Here is a 19,205-nt window from a genome sequence, read left to right on the forward strand (position 1 = left end):
GCGGACCGGGGGCTCGCACCGCTTTCCCCGGGGCCGCCGTCCGGGGGCGGTTCACCCCGTCCGCGTCCGCGCCCTCCGGCGGCACAGGACCCGGCGGACGAGCGCGGTCGCGCCGAGTGTGAGGCACACCAGGGAGAACAGCGCGAGCAGCGGCATCAGCCAGGCGGTGACGACCCAGTAGTGGAAGCTGAACGAGCCGCCCGCTGCGCCGATCAGCGTCGGCAGCAGCGCCCCGGCGGCGGTCACCAGTGCGAGCGGCACCAGCCGGAGCACCACCTCGGGGCGGCGGGCCTCCCGGTGCCGGACCGCCCAGCGCCGCGCGCGCACCGCGGTGCGGGCGAGGAGTGCGCCCGCGAGCAGGGTCAGCCCGAGCAGAACCGCGTTCACGGTGGTCAGCGGGTTGCTCATCGGATCGGCCTCCGCGCCGTTCCGTTCGGCCAGCAGAGCGGTCGAGAGCAGCCGGGGAGCCCCGGCGCCATTGGCCAGAACGATCGCGGCCTCCCCTGTCCCGGGCGAGAAGGACATGTCGCCGGTCCAGGTCGCCAAGGCGCCGTCGTGGCCGATCAGCGGCCGCGCCCCCTCCTCCGGGCCGGGGCGGACCTCCCAGCCCAGGCCGTGGCCGTCGGCTCCCGGCTGGGCCGTGTGCATCTCCTTCAGGGAATCCGCGCTCAGCGGGCCGGCGCCGAGCGCCCCCTGGTTGAACCGCACCCACCGCACCATGTCGTCCAGGGACGAGACGACCCCGCCGTTCCCCGCGCACAGGCCGGGCATCTCGGGGACGGGGAGCGACAGCCCGAGAACCGTCCCGTACCCCGGGGCCAGCCCGGCCACCGGGTCCGAGCAGCCCTCCGCGGCGGTGGTCCGGTCCATGCCCAGCGGGCCGAACAGCTCCGTTTCCAGGAATTCGCCGAACGGCTTCCCCGAGTGGAATTCGACGATCCGCGCCGCCACCGAGTAGTTCGTGTTGTGGTATTCGTACTGCGCTCCCGGGGCGGCGCCCAAGGCCTTGTCCGCGAGTCCGGCGACGGCCTCGGCGGCGCTGCCCGGGGGCGGGAGGGCGTACTCGTTGTTCGTTCTGATCGACAGCCCCGAGGTGTGGCTCAGCAGGTGGCGGACGGTCATGTCGCGGAACCGCGGATCGTCCATGGTGAATTCGGGCAGCGCGTCGGCGACGGGGTCGTCCAGGCCGATCTCTCCCCGCTCCACCAGGATCATGATCGACGCCGCGGTCATCGACTTGCTCATCGAGGCGATCCGGAAAAGCGTCTCCGGTGTGACGGCGTCTCCGTCGCCGTCGTTCCCGCGGACCGCGGTCTCGACCGAATCGCCGTCGATCACGGCCACGGCCAGGCCGGGATTTCCGTACGCCTCCTGATAGGCGTCGACCGTTCCTCCGCCGGCCGCATCGGCGTGCGCCGGGGGCGGCGCGCCGATGAATGCGGCGCCGACCGGAACGGACAGCGCGAGAGCGAGTCGAACGGGCAGGCGGAATCGCGTAGAAAGGGTTCTTTCCCCGTTTCGGCTGATCACGGCGGCAACGTTAACCATCGCGGCGCCGCCGCACCTCACCCCGGGGAGTGAGCCGCGCTCACCCCGGAGGCCGAGGCGCGGCGCCGCCCCCGGGCCGCGCCGCGCCCGCCGGCGGGGGCGGACCCGCGCGGCCGGTCCGCCCGCGCCCCCGGTCACCCGGCCCGCTCCCCGGTGAGCACGACGAGCCGCTGCGTCGCCCTGGTCATCGCGACGTAGCGGTCGACCGCCCCCTCGATGCCCGCGCCGAACGCGTCCGGGTCGACGAGGACGACCAGGTCGAACTCGAGCCCCTTCGCCAGCTCCGGGGTGAGCGAGCGGACCCGGGGCGCCGCCCGGAACGAGGGGTCGCCGATGACGCAGGCGGTCCCCTCCGCGTTCTCGGCGAGCCAGGCGCCGAGGACCGCCTCCAGGTCGGAGGCGGGGCCGTACTGCACGGGGACGCCGCCGGCGCGGATGGAGACCGGCACGTTGGCGTCGGGCAGCGCGGCCCGGATGACCGGCTCGGCCTCCGCCATGACCTCCTCCGGCGTCCGGTAGTTGATGCTCAGCGAGGCCAGTTCGACCCGGTCGAACCCGACCCGGGCCAGCCGCTCCCGCCAGGACTCGGTGAACCCGTGCCTGGCCTGGGCCCGGTCCCCGACGATGGTGAAGCTCCGGGACGGGCAGCGGAGCAGCAGCATCCGCCACTCCGCGTCGGTCAGCTCCTGGGCCTCGTCCACCACGATGTGCGCGAACGGGCCGGCCAGCGGGTCCGCGGCGGCGCCGGGCGGCACGGCCCCGTCCACCAGGGTGTCCTGCAGGTCCCGGCCGCGCAGCATCGTCACCGCGCCCTCGCCGTCGTCGTCGGCCTGCACGATGTCGTCGATGACGGCGGACATGCGCTCGCGCTCGGCGGCGGCGGAGGCCTGGTGGCGGCGTCGGCGCCGGGACGCCTCCGGGTCGCCGAGCCGCTGCCGCGCCGCGTCCAGCAGCGGCAGGTCGGAGACGGTCCAGGCGCGGGGGTCGGCGCGCTGCAGCCTGCGGACCTCCTCCGGAGCGAGCCAGGGGGCGCACAGCCGCAGGTAGGCGGGGACCGTCCACAGGTCCCCGACGAGGTCGGCCGGGTCGAGCAGCGGCCACGCGCGGTAGAGGGCGCCGAGCAGGTCGGCGTCGCGGCGCAGCGCGCCCAGGACCGCCCCGGCGGAGAGGTCCTCGTCGCCGTGCCGGTCCGCCAGGATGTCGGCCAGCTCCTCCAGGATCCGGTCGCGGGCCTCGTTGTGCGGGACGGTCCCGCGGTCCACCGCGTCGAACGCCTCGGCCCAGTCGCCGGGGGAGACCCGGATGTCGCCCCAGTCCGTGCCGACCGTCAGCCCCTGCTCGGGCGGGCGCTCGTAGAACCGGACCGCCGGCTCGATCGCCCCCACCATGTCCGCGGTGGACTTCAGCCGGGCGGTCTCCGGGTCGGCCTCGGGGGCCGCCGTCGCCCCCTCCGGGAGGAGGTCGCGCACGGTGCAGGTCCGCACGCCCTCCTCGCCGAGGCTGGGCAGGACGTCGGAGACGTAGGCCAGGTAGGGCTGGTGCGGGCCGACGAACAGCACGCCGCCCCGGCGGTGCCCCAGGCGGGGGTCGGAGTAGAGGAGGTGGGCGGTGCGGTGCAGGGCGACGACGGTCTTCCCGGTGCCCGGGCCGCCGTCGACGACGAGGGCGCCCCCGGAGCCGGCCCGGATGACGGCGTCCTGGTCGGCCTGGATGGTGCCGAGCACGTCCCGCATCCGGGGCGACCGGTTGGCGCCCAGGCTCGCGATGAAGGCGGACTGGTCGTCGAGGGCGGCGTGCCCCTCGATGCCGTCCTCGGTGAACACCTCGTCCCAGTAGTCGCCGATCCGGCCGCCGGTCCAGCGGTACCTGCGGCGGCTGGCCAGCCCCATCGGGTCGGCGTGGGTCGCGGCGAAGAACGGCTCGGCCGCGGGGGAGCGCCAGTCGACGAGCAGCCGGTTCCCCTCCCCGTCGGTGAGGCCGAGCCGGCCGATGTAGACCGGTTCGGAGCCGTCCGCGGCGACGATCCGCCCCAGGCACAGGTCCAGGCCGAAGCGGCGCAGGGTGCGCAGGCGGGCGGTCAGCCGGTGCACCTCCAGGTCCCGGTCGAGCACCGCCCGGCCCTTGCCGCCGGGCGCCCTGCGCTCGGCGTCGAGCCGGCCGGACAGGTCGGCGATGGACCGCTCCAGGGTCTCCGCGATGGCGGCGAAGTGCCGCTCGTCGCCGGCGATCAGCTCCGGGGCGGCTTTGGGAGAGAGGTGGCGGGGGAGGTCGAAAGCGCTCGTGGCCTGGAGGTTCACATCGTCTCCCGTGTCGTGTGCTCGGATCACGATCGACGATTGTGCGGCATGGCGGGGGTCTTGCCGCAAGCCCCCCGGTGCGCTATAAGTTGAAAGTGGCGGGGAGTCTCCTTCCCGCCTTTTCGCTGCCCGCGGGCGGCCCTGCGCCCGGAGCGGCTCCGCTCCGCGCCCCCGCTCCTCCTCCGTTCTTCCAGGTGAGAGCGTTCCCCGCCGCCCTGCGCCGCCGCCCCCTTCGGCCCGGGCGGGCTCAGTCCCGGGCCGGCCCGCCGGCGGAGCGGACCACCACCACCGGGACCTCGCTGTGGTGCAGCACCGTCTGGCTGACCGAGCCGAGCAGCAGACCGGCGAACCCGCCGCGGCCGCGCGAGCCGACCACGAGCATGTCGGCGCCGCCGCCCGCGGTGATCAGGGTGTGCGCCGGCTGCCCCTCGACCGTCTCGACCTCGACGTCCACGTCCGCGGTCTCCCCGGTGCGCGCCTCCTCCACCGTGCGCCGCATGTCCTCGGAGACCTTCTGGGACATCGCGTTGTGCGCCTCGGCCACCGCGGCCCCGTCGGAGGGCATCGGGTCCAGCCGGGGCACCAGCCGCCAGGCGCGCACGGCGGTGACGGCGGCGCCCAGCCGCGCGGCCTCCGCCATGGCGAAGCGCAGCGCGCCGACCGACTGCTCGGAGCCGTCCAGGCCCACCACGATCCTGCCCTTCTCCCGGTGGTCGCGGCCGTGGCCGGGGGGCACCACGGCGACCGGGCAGGCGGCGTGCGCCGCCGTGCGCAGGCTCACCGAGCCCAGGAACGCGGCCTTGACCCCGCTCAGGCCGCGCGAGCCGACCACCACGAGGTCGGCCCGGTCCGAGGCGGCGATCAGCGCCGGCGCGGGCTCCTGCGCGGAGACCACGGTGTTCACCCGCAGCCGGGGGTGGGCGCGGGCGACCGCCTCGGTCTCGTCGCCCAGCAGGGTGGAGGCGCGGTCGGCCACCTCCGGGGTGGGCGTCAGCCGCACCGGGCGGCCGAAGGGCACCGAGATCAGCGGCATGCTCACCGCGACCAGGACGGTCAGCTCCAGGCCGGACCGCTCGGCCAGGCGGGCGGCCCAGGCGAGCGCGTCGCGCCCGCCCTCCGATCCGTCCACCCCGACGACGACCCCGCTGATCCGGTCGTTCCGCTCGGTCCCGCTCCCGTCGCCGGCCATCGCCGCCTCCGCTCACGTCGTGCCGCGCCGTCCACCGGGCGCCGCCGCCGGCGCCCATCCGCGGGAAGCCTATGTGCGCGGCGGCCTCCGCGGGGCGCCTTCCCCGTCGGCGTCGGGCAAAGTTCCGGAACGGATCCCGCCAATCCGGGAAGTATGCGCCGGGCCGCCCTTCTCCGGCCCCCTCCGGGCTCCGCGGGCGGAGGCGCCGGCGGCCCGCGCGGTCCGGCCGCCGCTACCCGCCGCCGGGCGGGGGCGGGCTCCACACCCGGTGGGCGGTCCCGTCCGCGATGCGCTCGGCGTAGTAGTCCGCCTTGTAGCCGATCAGGTCGAGGCGGCGCCCCAGCTCGGCGATCCGGGCGGCGACCCGGTCGCGGTGGCGGAGCAGCAGGGACAGCCGCTCCTCCTCGTTCCCGGGGCCTTCACGGACGAGCGCGGTGTAACGGCGGATCTCCGGCAGGGGCATGTCCGAGGCGCGCAGGTTCGCGCAGACCAGGAGCCATTCGAGGTCGGTCTCGCCGTAGACCCGGCGCCCCCGGGAGTCCCGGCGGACCGGGCGGGGCAGCAGCTCCTCCCGCTCGTAGAAGCGCAGCGTGTGCACGCTCAGCCCGGTGCGCTCGGCGGCCTGGCCGATGCTCAGGACCGGCTCGTCGTCGTCCATGCGCCGACCCTAGACCGCCGCCGGGGAGGGGCGGCCCGCGGAGGGCGGTGCCGGTTTTGACCTGGAGCCGACTCTAGGACCTAGCGTGCCGCGCATGGACGAATCCACGATTTCGGCACCCGCCGCCCGCCCCTCTTCACAGGCCCCGGTCGCACTGGTCACCGGGGGATCCGCCGGCATCGGGGCGGCCACCGTGCGGCTGCGCGCCCTCGCCCAGAGGCTCGGCGACCCGGACGGCCTGCTGCTCCTGCCCGGGGACGCCGCCGACGAGGGCGCGGTCGCCGCCGCGGTGGCGGCGACGGTCGGGGCGTTCGGGCGGCTGGACGCCGCGGTGGCCAACGCCGGGTCCGCCACCCACGACGGGCTGGCCGACGGCGACCCGGCCGGGTGGCGGCCGATGGTGCTGACCAACGTGCTCGGCCCCGCGCTCCTGGTCAACGCCGCGCTGCCGGCGCTGCGCGAGACCCGCGGGCGGATCGTGCTGCTGGGCAGCGTCGCCGGGTTCGTGCCCACGCCCGGCAACATCTACGGGGCGACCAAGTACGCGGTCACCGGGCTGGCGGAGAACACCCGCCGGATGGCCGCGCCGGACGGCGTCGGCGTCGCGCTGATCGCCCCGGGGCGGGTGGAGACCGGGTTCTGGGACCCGGTCGGCGGGCCGCCCGACGGGGACAATCTCACCGCGGAGCAGGTGGCCGGGACCGTGGTGTGGGCGCTGGAGCAGCCGCCCGGCGTCGACGTGAACACGGTGGTCGTCCGGCCGACCGGGCAGCCGGTGTGACCGGCGCCGGGGCCGAGGGCGGTCAGGGGAGCGGCGGTTCCCCGTCCGCGGGGAAGGGCGCGCGGTCGCGCTCCTGGGCGCGCAGCCGGCGCAGGGTGCGGGCGTCGCTGAAGCCGACGGCGCGGGCCGCGCTCTCCATCCCGGTGCCGGCCGCGATCAGCTTCTCCGCCCGTTCCAGGCGGGCCAGCCGGCGGTAGGCCTGCGGGGTCATCCCGGTCGCCGCGGTGAACCTCCTGGTCAGCGTGCGGGGGCTGACCAGGAGGCGGTGGGCGAGCCCGTCCAGGGTCATCGGCCGATCCAGCTCCCGGTCGATGGCGTCCTGGGCGCGGTGCACCAGGTCGTCCAGGTGGGAGCGGTACGCCAGCGCCGTGCTGAGCTGGGCCTCCCGGCCGTTGCGCCGGGCGTAGACCACCATGTCCCGGGCGACCTGGGCGGCGGCCGCCGGCCCGTCGCGCCGCTCCAGCATGTGCAGCGCCAGGTCGATGCCGGAGGCGATGCCCGCCGAGGTGGAGACGGTGCCGTCCTCCACGAACAGCACGTCCCGCACGACCTCGGCCCGGGGGAACCGGGCGGCCAGGCGGTCCTGGAGGGCGTGGTGCGTGGTGCACCTGCGCCCGTCCAGGACGCCGGCCCGGCCCAGGGCGTCGGCGCCGGAGCAGACGCTGGCCACCGCGCCGCCGGCGTCGTGATGCGCGCGGACGGCGGACAGCAGCCGGCCGCTGAGCTCCCCCGCGCCGGGGAACCGGCCCGCCCACCCGGGGACCAGGACGATGTCGTCCGGCCCCAGGTCGGCGGGCTCGGTCCCGGTGTGCACGTCGACGCCCTGGGCGGTGGGCACCCGCTCGGTGTCGCCGGCGTAGCGCAGCTCGTAGTCCAGGCCGAGGTCGGCGGCGTCGGAGAACACCTGGGCCGGCCCGGACAGGTCGAGCAGGTGCGTTCCGGGGGCGACGATGAACTGCACGATGGTCATGACCAGGCCATCATGCCCGGTCGGGGCCGGCGATGTAGTCCTCGGCGGTGATCACCTCGGCGAAGCGGCCGTGCAGCGCGCGGACGGTCCGCTCCTCGATCTCCCGCACCCCCAGGGTCTCCGGGTCGGCGAGGATCTCCTCCTCGGGGCGGGTGAGGTCGGCGCCGGGCGCGGGGATGGGGTTGGTGGCCGTCGCATCGACCACATAGTCCACCCGGTACCCCAGGTCGGAGGCGACCCGGGCGGTGGTCTCGCAGCACTGCTCGGTGCGGATGCCGCAGACGGCCAGTTCGGTGATGCCGCCCAGGGTGAGGGTGCGGGCCAGGTCGGTGGTGGTGAAGGCGTTGTGCGAGGTCTTGCGCAGCACCTGCTCCCCCTCGGCCGGGGCGAGCGGGGGGATCGGACGGATCAGGTCGTTGACCGGGTCGAAGGGGCCGCCGGTTCCGGGCTCCTCGTGCAGGACCCAGAAGACGGGCTCGCCCCGTTCGCGGGCGGCCCGGACCAGCCGGTCGACGGTCTCGGCGATCTCCGGGCGGGAGACGGTGCCCCAGCTCGGCCAGGTCTCGCGCTTGCGGAAGGACTCCTGGACATCGATGACGAGCAGTGCTCTGCGTGTGGTTGCCATGCCTTGATCCTGGCGCGCCGGACCCGGCGGCGGCGAGGACCGCTCAGGCCCGGGCCCGGACCGATCCGGTCACCGCGGCGCGGCTCCGACGGGCCGGCGGGCGGGGTGCGGGCGGCGGCCGATCTCGTCGGTGTCGGCGGTGGTCAGCGCCTCGGCGATCGGGGTGCCGGTGCGCTCGGCCGCGGCCAGCCGCTCCTTGACCTGGCCCATGGTGCGCGGCCGCCAGCCCGGCCCGCCGCAGCAGGAGGAGTGGAAGGTGACCCCGGCGCGGAGCAGCACGCCCAGCACCCGCCACCCGGCCTCGTCGCCGCGGCGCGGCACCTCCAGGTCGTTCCCGGCGTCGATCAGCCCGCCGGCGCAGTTCGGGCAGGTGCGGTCGCGCCGTCCGGCGTGCTTGAAGGCGACCCGGCAGTCCAGGCAGACGTGGTGCAGGCCGAGGGCGGTGGGGCGGATGCACATGCGGGCCAGTATGGCCGTCCCGCCCCGGCCGCTCAACGGGATTTCCGCCGCCCGGCGTGCCCGGGGGGCCCGGCGCGGCGCGGGCCGGGGGGGCGGGCGGTGCGGGTTACCGTCGGGGCATGGTGGACAAGGGTGATGTCACGGACACCCCGCCCGAAGGGCGCGCGGACCGCGCCGGGGTGGTCGCCGCCGCCGACGCCTGGGCGGAGGCGATCACGGCCAACGACCCCGAGCGGATCGCGGAGTTCATGGCCGAGGGGTGGGCCATCGTGTCCGAGACGGGGGTCGGCGCCAAGCGGGACTTCCTCGACCTCGTCGCCTCCGGGGAGCTGACCCATTCGGCGATGGAGCGGATCGGCGAGCCGCGCGTGCTGCTGCTGGACGGCGTCGCGGTCTACACCGCCCGGGTCGCCAACACCGCCCACTACCGGGGGCGGCGCTACGACGCCGACGAGTGGACCACCGACGTGTTCATCCGGCGCGGCGGCCGCTGGGTGTGCGTGCACAGCCACATCACCCCGGTCGCCCCGGCGTGGGTCCCCGAGGAGGCCCCCGCCCCGTGATCCGCGGCCGGCCCGCCGCCGCGCCGCCCGCGGGGGCTCGGGTCAGCGGGACAGCGAGGCGCGCAGCGACTCCAGGGCCCGCTCGACCGCGTCCCGGTCGCCGGTGGTGACCAGGGCGAGCAGCAGCCCGCGGACGGTCCAGGCGATCAGCTCCGCCTCGGCGCGCGCGGTGCCGGGGTCGAGGCCCTCCCGGACGCCCAGCTCGGCGAGGAGGCGGGGCCAGTCGTTCAGCGAGTCGAGGAACTCGGCGAACGGCTCCGGGTCCTCCGCGGCCAGCCCGAGGACGTGGAAGAAGGCGCGCAGCCGGTGCTCGCCGGCCGGGTCGGTGTAGTGCCGCCACAGCCGCTCCAGGGCGCGGGCCCGGTCGCCCTCGGCGGCCTCGGCCATGAACGCCCGCTGCTCCTCCAGCCGGACCCGGTGCAGCACCGCGGCGAGCAGCCGGTCCCGGGAGCCGAAGTGGTAGATGAGCATCCGGTGGCTGGTGCCGATCTCCGCGGCCAGCGAGCGCAGCGTGATCTCGCGCAGCGGGCGGTTCCGGCAGCACTCGACCGCCTTGGTCAGCAGCTCCTCGCGCTGGTCGGCCATGCATCCCCCGCCTCGTGTACCAGTGGTACATTCAGTGTACCGCTGGTACACCACCTTTCCGGAGGCGAACGATGACGACCGAGCCCGGCACCGCCCCGACACGGCTCGACGAGATCCGGGACGACCTCGCCGGCCTCTACCGCGACCTGCACGCCCACCCCGAGCTCTCCTACGCCGAGCACCGCACCGCCGCGGAGGTCGCCCGCCGCGCCGGAGCCGCCGGGTACGAGGTGGCCACCGGCGTCGGCGGCACCGGGGTGGTCGCGGTGCTGCGCAACGGCGACGGCCCCACCGTGCTGCTCCGCGCCGACATGGACGCCCTCCCGGTGGAGGAGAAGACCGGGCTGCCCTACGCCAGCACCGCCACCGGCACCGCCGCCGACGGCACCGAGGTCCCGGTGATGCACGCCTGCGGGCACGACATGCACACCGTCTGCCTGCTCGGCGCGCTGGACGTGCTCGCCGCCGGGGCCGACTCCTGGTCCGGCACGGTGCTCGCGGTCTTCCAGCCCGCCGAGGAGCTGGCCACCGGGGCCGCGGCCATGGTCGACGACGGCCTGTTCGAGCGGTTCGGCACCCCGGACGTGACGCTGGGCCAGCACGTCGCCCCGCTGCCCGCCGGATGGGTGGGCTGCCACCCCGGCGCCGCCTTCGCCGCCACCGACAGCCTGCGGGTGCGCATGTTCGGCCGGGGCGGCCACGGGTCGCGCCCGGAGACCACCGTCGACCCGGTGGTGATGGCGGCCTCCACCGTGATGCGGCTGCAGACCGTGGTCTCCCGCGAGGTCGCGGCGGGCGACGCGGCGGTGGTCACCGTCGGCTCGCTGCGCGCCGGCACCAAGGAGAACATCATCCCCGACGAGGCCGAGCTCCAGATCAACGTGCGCAGCTTCGACACCAAGGTGCGGGCGAGGGTGCTGGAGGCGGTCACCCGGATCGTCAAGGCCGAGGCCGCCGCCTCCGGAGCGGACCGCGAACCGGAGATCACCCCGTTCAACGCCTTCCCGCTGCTGTACAACGACGAGTCGGCGATGGCCCGCACCGGGGCCGCGCTGCGCGCGGAGCTCGGCGACGCCGCGGTGGTCGACCCCGGCCCGGTCAGCGGCAGCGAGGACTTCGGCCGCTTCGGCACCGCCGCCGGCGCCCCCACCTGCTACTGGCTCTTCGGCGGCGCCGACCCCGAGGTCTTCCGCACCGCCTTCGAGGGCGGCACCCTCGACCGCGACGTCCCCTCCAACCACTCCCCGCACTTCGCCCCGGTCGTCGAACCCACCCTCAGCACCGGGGTGCGCGCCCTGACCGCGGCCGCCCTGGCCTGGCTCGCCCCGAAGGACCGCTGACCCCTCCCCGCGCCCGCCTCCGGCGGAGCGGGCGCGCTCGGGCCCGGACACCCCGGAGGGGCGCTCCCGCTCCCCGCGCCCCGGAGCACCGGCGCGGGCCGGGGCGCCGCGGAGAGGACCGGAACGGTGCGCGGGCCGCTCCCGTCGGACACGGGGGCGGGCGCCGCGCCGCGGCGCCCGGCCGAACGCGTGCCCCGACCCGCCGGACGGAGAAGAACCCCGTGCCTTCCTTCCGCAGACCCCCCTTCCGCGCCGCGGCCGCACTGGTGTCCGCGGCGGCCGTACCCGCCCTGGGCGGCTGCGGCCTCCTCCCCGCCGGGGACGCGCCGCCGGGCGGGGGGCAGGACGCCCCCGCCGCCATGGAGACCGGCGGCCTCCGGCAGGGGGAGGTCCCGGACCGGGAACCCGCGGTGGACGAGGCCGACCTGCCCGCAGCCGAGCCCCCGGCGGGCGCCCCGCTGGAGGAGCGCATCGCCTGGGACGCGCTGAAGGAGGTCGTGACGTTCGCCCGGGCCGCCGACCCGGACGCGGAGTCCGCGTGCGTCGCCGCAGAGGAGTCGGAGGAGCTGGAGGAGGGCGCCGCCGCGCTCGACTGCACCGTCACCTACCGCGGGCAGGAGTACGAGTACCACTACGCCCACCGATCCGACGGGTCGGTCCTGCCCGCGGTCTCCACCGCGCCCTTCCTCCGCGAGGTCGCCGAGGACGACCTGCGCTTCGACGAGGGGACCGAGTACGTCCGCTGCGACATGGAGGAGACGGTGGCGATGGCGAGCCACTCCCTCGAGGACGTCGCCTACGACTGCACGTACCTGGATCCGGAGACCGGCGCCCAGGAGGACGTGGAGATGTCGGTGGCCCGGGACGGAACCACCGCCTTCTCCGGCTTCACCCGCTGACCGGGGCCTGCGGCCCCGCGGCGGGGGATCCCGCGCCCCGGCCCTCCCCGGGGCGGGCCCGCTCGCGGCGCGCCGGGGCTTCGCGGATTCCGGTCCGCCCGCCCAGCGCCCCGAGGCGCCGGCCCGATGAAGATCAGGGCGCGGTCGTCCCGCGGGGACGCCCGCTCGCTCGAGGCGGCGCCCGCCTGCGCGGGGGCCGGCGCCTCCCGGCCCTCACCGGATCAACGGCTCAGGAGGCCTCCGTCCGCTCCCGCCCTACCGGCGCCCCCTCGCGCAGGAGGTCGGTGAGCGCCTCGGCGGTATCGGCGTCCGCCATCCACTCGGGCAGGTTCCGCAGTGCGGCGCCCGCCGCTTCGGTGGTCTGCTCCGGGGAAGGGTAGGGCGGTTCCCCCAGCCGGTCCTGCACCGAATCGGCCACCCCCAGCCACTCCCGCAGCAGCCCGATCCAATCCTCCTCCTCGTCCCGCCGGTCCCAGGGGTCGCCGCGGGCCGCGAAGGCCGCGGCGATCACGCGCTCCGCGAGGCGCTCCGCGTCGGAGGCGTCGAGCGCCGACCGCCACAGCCAGAGCGCGAGCCCTCCGCCGTTGAACGGGGCGGCGACCGCCAGCAGCCGGAGCGCCCTCCAGCGCCGATGGGGGTCCGGCTCCTCGTCGAGGAGCGCGAACCACTCCTCCGCGCGGGTCTCGCACAGGGCCTGCCCGCACCTGGTCAGCCACACGTCGGGCCAGACGCCGAAGCAGGGTTCGACCGGGCCTTCGTCGACGGCGTCCACGACACGCATCAGCAGCTCCATGACGCGGTCCCGCGACGGAGTGCGCACGTCCTGGGCGAGCCTCACCAGGAAGGGCACTGCGGCCGGCGTGGCATCCCGCACGCAGACGGCGGTGCAGATCCCGTGTTCGGGAACGAGCCGCTCGTACAGCTCATCGAGGGCGCCGACGGTGTCCGTGCCGCTCCACACCCGGTCGAGCAGCACCGGAACCCGGTCGGTGCCGCCCGAGCAGTCGTAGCGCCGGCTCCAGTCCACGCTGTGCACGCCCAGCAGCGGAGGAGGGGCGTCCTCCCGAGTCGGCGCACTCTCCGCCATCGACCGCTCCAGTCCCGGCTCGGCGGCGTCCAACCCGGCAGCCTGGCCCGTCCTCCGCCCGGCTGTCAACGGATCACGGCTCCGGGCCCTCCGGCTTCGCGGGCCCGCGGGAGCGGCGCGGCCGCCTCAGAGGTCCGGGATCAGGCCCGGGTCGGCGCCGAGCCGGGCCACGTCCGCGCGGACCGCGGCCGCGAACCGGCCGATCTCCGCGGCGAGCGCCTCCCAGGCGACCGGTGCGGTCCAGGCGTCCGGCCGGAGCGCCGAGCCGACCCGCCAGCCGCAGGCCGGCCCCTCGATCCGCACGGCGCCCGGCTCCGGGAAGGCCATCGACTCGAACGCGAAGCCGCCGCGCCCGCGGTCCGGCCGGAGCAGCCAGCCCACCAGCGCCCGCGCCAGTTCGGCGACGGGGAACGACTCCTCCGCGAAGACCACCCGGACGCCGTCCCGGACGGCCAGGTCGGCCTCGATGTCCGCGAGCAGCACCGCGGGCGGCGCCGTCTCCGGCCGGAGGCCGCGCCGGTACAGGTCCGGCGCCCCCGTGTTCCGGTACCCGAACCTCACCGACATCCGGCCTCCGGTCTCGTCCGCGGGTCATCAGGCCCGGCCGCCCGGGCGGTGGAAACCCCGGCGCCGTCCCTGCAGGGATATCAGGTCCGCGCGGCGTTCGGGGCGCCGTCCCACAGGACCGTGGCGTGCGCGTCGACCAGGGCCTTGATCCCGGCGAGGACCTCGCCCACCGGGCGGGCGTCCAACCGGCGGCCGTCGCGCAGCCGGACCGCGACCCGGTCGCCGGCGGCCTCCTTCGGGCCGATGACGGCCTGGTAGGGGACCAGGCGGGCGCTGCGGATCCGGGCGCCGAGGCCGCCCCGGTCCGGGCCTGCGGCCTCGGCCCGCAGCCCCAGCTCGGCGCAGCGCCGGACCAGCGCCTCGGCCTGCGGCAGCTGGTCCCCGGTGACCGGCAGCACCGCCACCTGCACCGGCGCCATCCAGGCCGGGAACGCGCCGCCGTGCCGCTCGATCAGGTGCGCGACCGCCCGCTCCACGCTGCCGATGATGCTGCGGTGCACCATCACCGGCCGGTGCTTCGCTCCGTCGGCGCCGATGTAGTGCAGGTCGAACCGCTCGGGCTGGTGGAAGTCGACCTGGACGGTGGACAGGGTGGACTCCCGGCCGGCGGGGTCGGCGACCTGCACGTCGATCTTGGGGCCGTAGAAGGCGGCCTCGCCCTCGGCCGCCTCGTAGGGCAGGCCGGAGCGGTCGAGGACGCCGGTCAGCAGCTCGGTGGAGCGCCGCCACTTCTCCGTCGCGTCGACGTACTTGCCGCCGGGGCCGGGCAGGGAGAGCCGGTAGCGGGCCGGGGCGATGCCGAGCGCGGCGTAGGCGTCGCGGATCATCCCCAAGGCCGCACCGGCCTCCGCCTCGACCTGGTCCAGGGTGCAGAAGACGTGCGCGTCGTTGAGGTGGATGGCGCGCACCCGGGTCAGCCCGCCGAGCACCCCGGAGAGCTCGGAGCGGTACATCCCGCCCAGCTCGGCCATGCGCAGCGGCAGCTCGCGGTGGCTGTGCGAGCGGGAGCGGTAGATCAGCGCGTGGTGCGGGCACAGGCTCGGCCGCAGCACGACCTCCTCGGCGCCCAGCCGCATCGGCGGGAACATGTCGTCGCTGTAGTGCGACCAGTGCCCGGAGATCTCGTACAGCTCCCGCTTGCCCAGCACCGGCGAGTGGACGTGCCGGTAGCCGGCCCGCTGCTCGGCGGAGCGAATGTACTCCTCCAGGGCGTGCCGGAGCGCCGCGCCGCCGGGCAGCCAGTAGGGCAGGCCCGCCCCGATCAGCGGGTCGGTGTCGAACAGGTCCAGCTCGCGGCCGAGCCTGCGGTGGTCGTGCATGGCGGTCTCCTCCTGGGCGGGAGGCGGGTGACCGCAGAACGAAGCCCCGGGGCACCCGCCCCGGGGCTTCGATTCAGAACATCGGTCAGCGCGCCGGGACACTCTCCGGCGTCGTCGTCATGGCGGCACGCTGCATAAGGGAGAAGTTAGCAGACGGCCGGGGGCCGCCCGTACCCGGTTTCCGCCGCGCCCCGGGGCGTGCGGCGGGGAAGGCCGGCGCGGCGACCGCGCCGGCCTTCCCCGCGGAGCCGCTCCTCCGGCCGGGCCCGCCGGGTCACCCCCGGGCGGGGGCCAGCCGCCACAGCGAGGTGGTCTCCGCCGCGCGGGCGGCGTGCAGCGGGTCGGCGGTGTCCCGGGCGCGGGGGTGCCGCGGGCGGGTGCAGATCCGGTCCAGCACCTCCAGGCCGGCCGCGTCGATGGCGGACAGCAGGTCGGCGCGGGTCCGCAGGCCGAAGTGCTCGGCCAGGTCGGACAGGACGAGCCAGCCCTCGCCGCCCGGCTCCAGCCGGTCGGCGAGGCCGTCCAGGAACCCCTGGAGCATGCCGCCGCCGGCGTCGTAGACCCCCTGCTCCAGCGGGGACGTCGGGCGGAGCGGCAGCCACGGCGGGTTGCACACCACCAGGGCGGCGCGGCCCTCGGGGAACAGCCCGGGGCCGGTGACCTCGATGCGGTCGGCCAGCCCGAGCCGCTCGGCGTTGTCCCGGGCGCAGTCCAGGGCGCGCGGGTTGGCGTCGGTGGCGGCGACCCGCGCCAGGCCGCGGCGGACCAGCAGCGCGGCCAGCACCCCGGTGCCGGTGCCCAGGTCGAACGCGACGGCGCCGGGGGAGCGGGCGGCCTCCGGCAGCGGCGCCTCGGCGACCAGGTCCACGTACTCGCCCCGCACCGGGGAGAAGACCCCGTAGTGCGGGTGGACGCGGGCGCCCAGGGCGGGCACCTCGACGCCCTTCTCCCGCCACTGCTGCGCCCCGATCACGCCGAGCAGCTCGCGCAGCGAGACCGCGGTGGGGCCGGCGGGCGGCCCGTAGGCCTCGGTGCAGGCCCGCCGGACGTCGGGGGCGCGGCGCAGGTCGAGGGCGTATTCGCCGTCCAGCAGCACCAGCAGCATGCCCATGATGCGGGCGCGGTGCGCGCGGGCCCGGCGCTGCAGGTGGAAGGTCTCGGCGGGGCCGTTCCCGGTCGGGACGGGCTTGCGGTCGATGCGCCGGCCGATCGCCTGCAGCAGGCGGCGGGCGCCGTGGTAGTCGCCCCGCCACAGCAGCGCGGTGCCCTCGCAGGCGAGCTTGTGCGCGGTGTCGGCGTTCATCCGGTCGTCGGCGGTGACGACGCGGCGCGGCGGCCGGGCCCCGCTCTCCGAGCGCCAGCCGGCGCTCCGCTCGGCGTCGGATTCGGTCCACTGGATCGCGGGCACGGCTGTGCTCCTGGTGGTCGGGCGTGCGCGGGCACGAAGAGCACTCCGGTGCGGGCGGGAGGGCCCGAGCCGCGGCTCGGAACGGGAAACGGATCGGCGGCCGCCCGCCGCCCCGCCTCGGCGGGGGCCTCATTTCGGACGGGGCCGCCCATTGAGCCTGGCACGGCCCGGTCCGGACGGCAAACCGGTCGGCGCGGAGGCCGGCCGCCCGTCGCGCCGACCGGTGCGGAGCCGACCGCCAGGACCCGCCCGCTCCCCGCCGTCCAGGCCGCCGCCGCGCCGGGTGCGGGCGGCACCGGCCCGCCCGCCAGGTTGAGGCCGCCCCAGACCGCATCGGCGACCGGGCCGGACCCCCGCCCGGCCGGAGGCCGGAGGGGTGATGTGGCGCCGCCCGGTGACCGCGGGGGCCGGGTGCGGCGCGCTGCCGGCGACCAGCGCCCCGGCCGCGAACGCCGATACGCGTGAGGACTCCATCTCCCGTCCCTAGGCCGGTGGAGGGCGGGGCGCGAGGCCCGGCGGGCGGCCCGGTTCAGCCGTCGATGAGCAGCCGCTCCGCCACCGCCGGGGGGACCGGGTAGAGGCGCTCCGGCGGGAGCAGGCGCCGGGCCGCCGCGGACCGGCCGCCCCGCACCAGCGCCGCGATCCTGCGGACCCGCGGGGTGATGTCGGTGAGGCCGACGACCCACTCCTCGGCGAACGTGCGGATCATCCCGCGGCCGATGCCGACCTGGATGCTGTAGTGGTCGCGTGCGGCTCCCCGGATCGAGCGCTCGGGATCCCACTGGACGTGGACCGCGGCCCGGGCGACCGCCTCCGGGGCCTCGGTGGTCAGTACCGCCCGGGACAGGGCCTCCTCCCAGCCCTCCCGGGTGATCCGCACGGCGAGGATGCGCTCCTGGCCGCTCTTCCCGGCCCAGTTGCTCCGGTGCATGAGCCAGAGGAAGGACGGTTTGATCCAGGTCATGCGGTTGAGCGAGAACGGCGGGACGAACCGCTGGGCGCGCAGCGCCGGTTCGGCGACGGCCGGGGGATAGGCCTGGTAGACGACGATGCTCCGGGCGTCGAAGTCCGCGCGGACGCGGCGCTGGGGAACGGGCATGGGCGGCATTGTGCTTCCGGTCCGCCCCCGGCCGCCAGCGGTTTTCCGCCGCGGGGGCGGGGGCGCGGTCTCCGAACGTCGTCACCGGGGACGATCATGGGGGCATGCGCACAGCGAACACCCCCGACGACGGGCCGGGGCGGAGCGCCGACCGCGAGCAGGCCGACGTCGGCCACCTCGCGGCGGTCCTCTCCCGGCGCCGCGCGGAGCTGGCCGGCCACAACGCCGTCATCGGCGGCGGGGAGGTGGTGCACGCCCTCACCGAAGCGGTGTGGGCCGGGGTGCGGGTGCCGGCGGTGCCCTGCCATGCGAGCGCCGACCCGCTGCGGCTGCGCCCGACCGACGCGCCCGTCTCCTGCCGCCGCTGCCTGCGCCGGCTCTCCGGCCGGGACCACGGCGTGCCCGAAGGGCAGCTCACCCTGGACGCGGCGGCCCCGCCTCCCGGGCCGGATCCGGCCCGCTGACCTCCGGGGCCGTGCCGGGCACGGGCCGGGCCGTCCGCACATGCCGCGGCCTCTGAGGCGCCGACCGGGCGGAACCCCGCCGGACAGGGCCGGCCCCGCTTCCGGTCGGCGGGCAGGACGCCCTGAGGGAAGGCCGGGCCGATCGCGGTCCCTGCGAAGGCGGCCGGTGCCCGGGCCGGGCCGAAGGGCCCTCCGTCCCTCGGAGTCCGTCTCGGACCGCCGATGGGGGGAAGCCCTCCGGGGAGCAGCGGCCGACGGGACGTCTCCCGACGCCGGCCGCCCTTTTCCCGTTCTCCGCCAGCGGTCTCAGGCCCCGCGGCCGCCCCGCCTCCGGCCCGCGCGGCGCGGGCCCGGTCAGACGATGTCCAGCGGCTCCCTGCGGCGGGGCGGCGGGAACGCCTCGTCGATGGCGGCCAGTTCGGCCGGGGTCAGCTCGACCTCCAGGGCCGCGGCGTTCTCCCGGACGTGCGCCTCCTGGACCGCCTTGGGGATGGCGGCGACGTCCCCGTCCCGGATCGCCCAGGCGAGCGCCGCCTGGGCCGGCGTGATGCCGCGGTCGGCGGCGATGCCGGTGAGCGCGGGGGAGTTCAGCAGGTCGCCGCGGAGCCGGCCGGCCTGGGCCAGCGGGCAGTAGGCCATCACCGGCAGCCCGCGCTCGCGGCACCAGGGCAGCAGGTCGTAGTCGGCGCCGCGCGAGGCCGCGTGGTAGAGCACCTGGTCGGTGGCGCACTCCGGGCCGCCGGGCAGCGACCACAGCTCGTCCATGTCGTCGGTGTCCAGGTTGGACACGCCCCACTGGCGGATCTTGCCCTCGTCGACCAGCCCCTGCAGGGCCTGCACGGTCTCGGCGAGCGGCACCCCGCCGCGCCAGTGCAGCAGGTAGAGGTCGATGTAGTCGGTGCCCAGCCGGTCCAGGCTGCGCTCGCAGGCGGCCTTGGCCGAGCCCAGGCCGGCGTTGTGCGGGTAGACCTTGGAGACGATCACCACCTCGTCCCGGCGGCCGGCGACCGCCTCGCCGACGACCCGCTCCGCGCCGCCCTCGCCGTACATCTCGGCGGTGTCGATCAGGGTCATCCCCAGGTCGACGCCGGTGCGCAGGGCACGCACCTCGGCGTCGAACATGCCGGGGTCCTCACCCATGTACCAGGTGCCCTGGCCGATGGCGGGGACGGTGATCTCCCCGCCGAACGTGATCGTCCTCGTGCCTGTCACGCGCCTCTTCCTCCGGTTTCCGCTCCGCCGGCGCCCTTTCTCACCCCTCCCTCTTACCACCGGGCGCTCCGCGGCCGGGCGGCGACCCGGCGCGGCGGGCGCCCCCGGGCGCGCCGGGTAACCGTTGGATAACCG

Annotated in this window: 19 protein-coding genes; 5 read left to right on the forward strand and 14 right to left on the reverse strand. The window is 76.5% G+C overall.

The features are described 5' to 3' along the window. Window positions 1-51: 51 nt before the first annotated feature. From D459_RS0103030 to D459_RS0103045, 4 genes are all read right to left on the reverse strand, one after another. Window positions 52-1,530, reverse strand: coding sequence for a serine hydrolase domain-containing protein (locus tag D459_RS0103030; RefSeq protein WP_275041847.1), 1,479 nt, complete (start codon window positions 1,528-1,530; stop codon window positions 52-54). A gap of 152 nt (window positions 1,531-1,682) precedes the next feature. Next, window positions 1,683-3,845, reverse strand: a complete 2,163-nt coding sequence (helR, locus tag D459_RS0103035; protein WP_017591517.1) for an RNA polymerase recycling motor ATPase HelR — start codon at window positions 3,843-3,845, stop codon at window positions 1,683-1,685. A gap of 247 nt (window positions 3,846-4,092) precedes the next feature. Further along, a complete protein-coding gene (locus D459_RS0103040) occupies window positions 4,093-5,034 on the reverse strand; it encodes a universal stress protein (protein ID WP_017591518.1) in 942 nt (313 codons plus the stop codon). Between the two features lie 232 nt (window positions 5,035-5,266). Then, window positions 5,267-5,692: a MerR family transcriptional regulator gene (locus tag D459_RS0103045; protein ID WP_017591519.1), complete on the reverse strand. Its 426-nt coding sequence runs from the start codon at window positions 5,690-5,692 to the stop codon at window positions 5,267-5,269. 94 nt (window positions 5,693-5,786) lie between these two features. Here D459_RS0103045 and D459_RS0103050 point away from each other — a divergent pair, with 94 nt between their 5' ends. Continuing rightward, a complete protein-coding gene (locus D459_RS0103050) occupies window positions 5,787-6,473 on the forward strand; it encodes an SDR family oxidoreductase (RefSeq protein ID WP_017591520.1) in 687 nt (228 codons plus the stop codon). 22 nt (window positions 6,474-6,495) lie between these two features. On the opposite strand, the gene D459_RS0103055 is transcribed toward D459_RS0103050, so the two are convergent. From D459_RS0103055 to D459_RS36675, 3 genes are all read right to left on the reverse strand, one after another. After that, window positions 6,496-7,443, reverse strand: coding sequence for a GlxA family transcriptional regulator (locus D459_RS0103055; RefSeq protein ID WP_017591521.1), 948 nt, complete (start codon window positions 7,441-7,443; stop codon window positions 6,496-6,498). Window positions 7,444-7,453: 10 nt separating this feature from the next. Then, the gene (locus D459_RS0103060) at window positions 7,454-8,068 is read right to left on the reverse strand and encodes a cysteine hydrolase family protein (protein ID WP_017591522.1); all 615 of its coding nucleotides are present in this window, start codon (window positions 8,066-8,068) and stop codon (window positions 7,454-7,456) included. A 69-nt stretch (window positions 8,069-8,137) separates the two neighbouring features. After that, the gene (locus D459_RS36675; RefSeq protein ID WP_017591523.1) at window positions 8,138-8,527 is read right to left on the reverse strand and encodes a hypothetical protein; all 390 of its coding nucleotides are present in this window, start codon (window positions 8,525-8,527) and stop codon (window positions 8,138-8,140) included. Between the two features lie 119 nt (window positions 8,528-8,646). Here D459_RS36675 and D459_RS0103070 point away from each other — a divergent pair, with 119 nt between their 5' ends. After that, window positions 8,647-9,090: a nuclear transport factor 2 family protein gene (locus D459_RS0103070; RefSeq protein ID WP_017591524.1), complete on the forward strand. Its 444-nt coding sequence runs from the start codon at window positions 8,647-8,649 to the stop codon at window positions 9,088-9,090. A gap of 42 nt (window positions 9,091-9,132) precedes the next feature. On the opposite strand, the gene D459_RS30555 is transcribed toward D459_RS0103070, so the two are convergent. Continuing rightward, on the reverse strand, window positions 9,133-9,675 hold the full coding sequence (locus D459_RS30555) for a TetR/AcrR family transcriptional regulator (RefSeq protein ID WP_017591525.1): 543 nt from the start codon (window positions 9,673-9,675) through the stop codon (window positions 9,133-9,135). A gap of 71 nt (window positions 9,676-9,746) precedes the next feature. On the opposite strand from D459_RS30555, the gene D459_RS0103080 reads away from it, so the two are divergent. Beyond that, window positions 9,747-11,015, forward strand: a complete 1,269-nt coding sequence (locus D459_RS0103080; RefSeq protein ID WP_017591526.1) for an amidohydrolase — start codon at window positions 9,747-9,749, stop codon at window positions 11,013-11,015. A gap of 221 nt (window positions 11,016-11,236) precedes the next feature. Beyond that, a complete protein-coding gene (locus tag D459_RS33450; RefSeq protein WP_017591527.1) occupies window positions 11,237-11,914 on the forward strand; it encodes a hypothetical protein in 678 nt (225 codons plus the stop codon). A gap of 229 nt (window positions 11,915-12,143) precedes the next feature. On the opposite strand, the gene D459_RS33455 is transcribed toward D459_RS33450, so the two are convergent. The 5 genes from D459_RS33455 to D459_RS0103110 all read right to left on the reverse strand — a co-directional run bounded on the left by D459_RS33455 (window position 12,144) and on the right by D459_RS0103110 (window position 17,394). After that, window positions 12,144-13,034, reverse strand: a complete 891-nt coding sequence (locus D459_RS33455) for a hypothetical protein (protein WP_017591528.1) — start codon at window positions 13,032-13,034, stop codon at window positions 12,144-12,146. 93 nt (window positions 13,035-13,127) lie between these two features. Continuing rightward, window positions 13,128-13,568, reverse strand: coding sequence for a DUF7878 domain-containing protein (locus D459_RS30570; RefSeq protein WP_017591529.1), 441 nt, complete (start codon window positions 13,566-13,568; stop codon window positions 13,128-13,130). Window positions 13,569-13,648: 80 nt separating this feature from the next. Continuing rightward, window positions 13,649-14,989, reverse strand: a complete 1,341-nt coding sequence (gene thrS / locus D459_RS0103100) for a threonine--tRNA ligase (protein WP_275041848.1) — start codon at window positions 14,987-14,989, stop codon at window positions 13,649-13,651. 172 nt (window positions 14,990-15,161) lie between these two features. After that, window positions 15,162-16,295 carry a methyltransferase gene (locus D459_RS0103105; protein ID WP_017591531.1) on the reverse strand — a complete coding sequence of 378 codons (1,134 nt, stop codon included), beginning with the start codon at window positions 16,293-16,295 and terminating at the stop codon, window positions 15,162-15,164. Window positions 16,296-16,824: 529 nt separating this feature from the next. Continuing rightward, window positions 16,825-17,394, reverse strand: coding sequence for a DUF4291 domain-containing protein (locus tag D459_RS0103110; protein WP_040709102.1), 570 nt, complete (start codon window positions 17,392-17,394; stop codon window positions 16,825-16,827). 104 nt (window positions 17,395-17,498) lie between these two features. Here D459_RS0103110 and D459_RS33460 point away from each other — a divergent pair, with 104 nt between their 5' ends. Continuing rightward, on the forward strand, window positions 17,499-17,858 hold the full coding sequence (locus tag D459_RS33460) for a hypothetical protein (RefSeq protein WP_017591533.1): 360 nt from the start codon (window positions 17,499-17,501) through the stop codon (window positions 17,856-17,858). Window positions 17,859-18,212: 354 nt separating this feature from the next. Here the strand turns inward: D459_RS33460 and D459_RS0103120 are convergent, their stop codons facing one another. Continuing rightward, the gene (locus D459_RS0103120) at window positions 18,213-19,070 is read right to left on the reverse strand and encodes an aldo/keto reductase (RefSeq protein ID WP_017591534.1); all 858 of its coding nucleotides are present in this window, start codon (window positions 19,068-19,070) and stop codon (window positions 18,213-18,215) included. Window positions 19,071-19,205: the final 135 nt, after the last annotated feature.

The organism is Nocardiopsis potens DSM 45234 (genome assembly GCF_000341105.1).
GTDB classification, from domain to species: domain Bacteria; phylum Actinomycetota; class Actinomycetes; order Streptosporangiales; family Streptosporangiaceae; genus Nocardiopsis_A; species Nocardiopsis_A potens.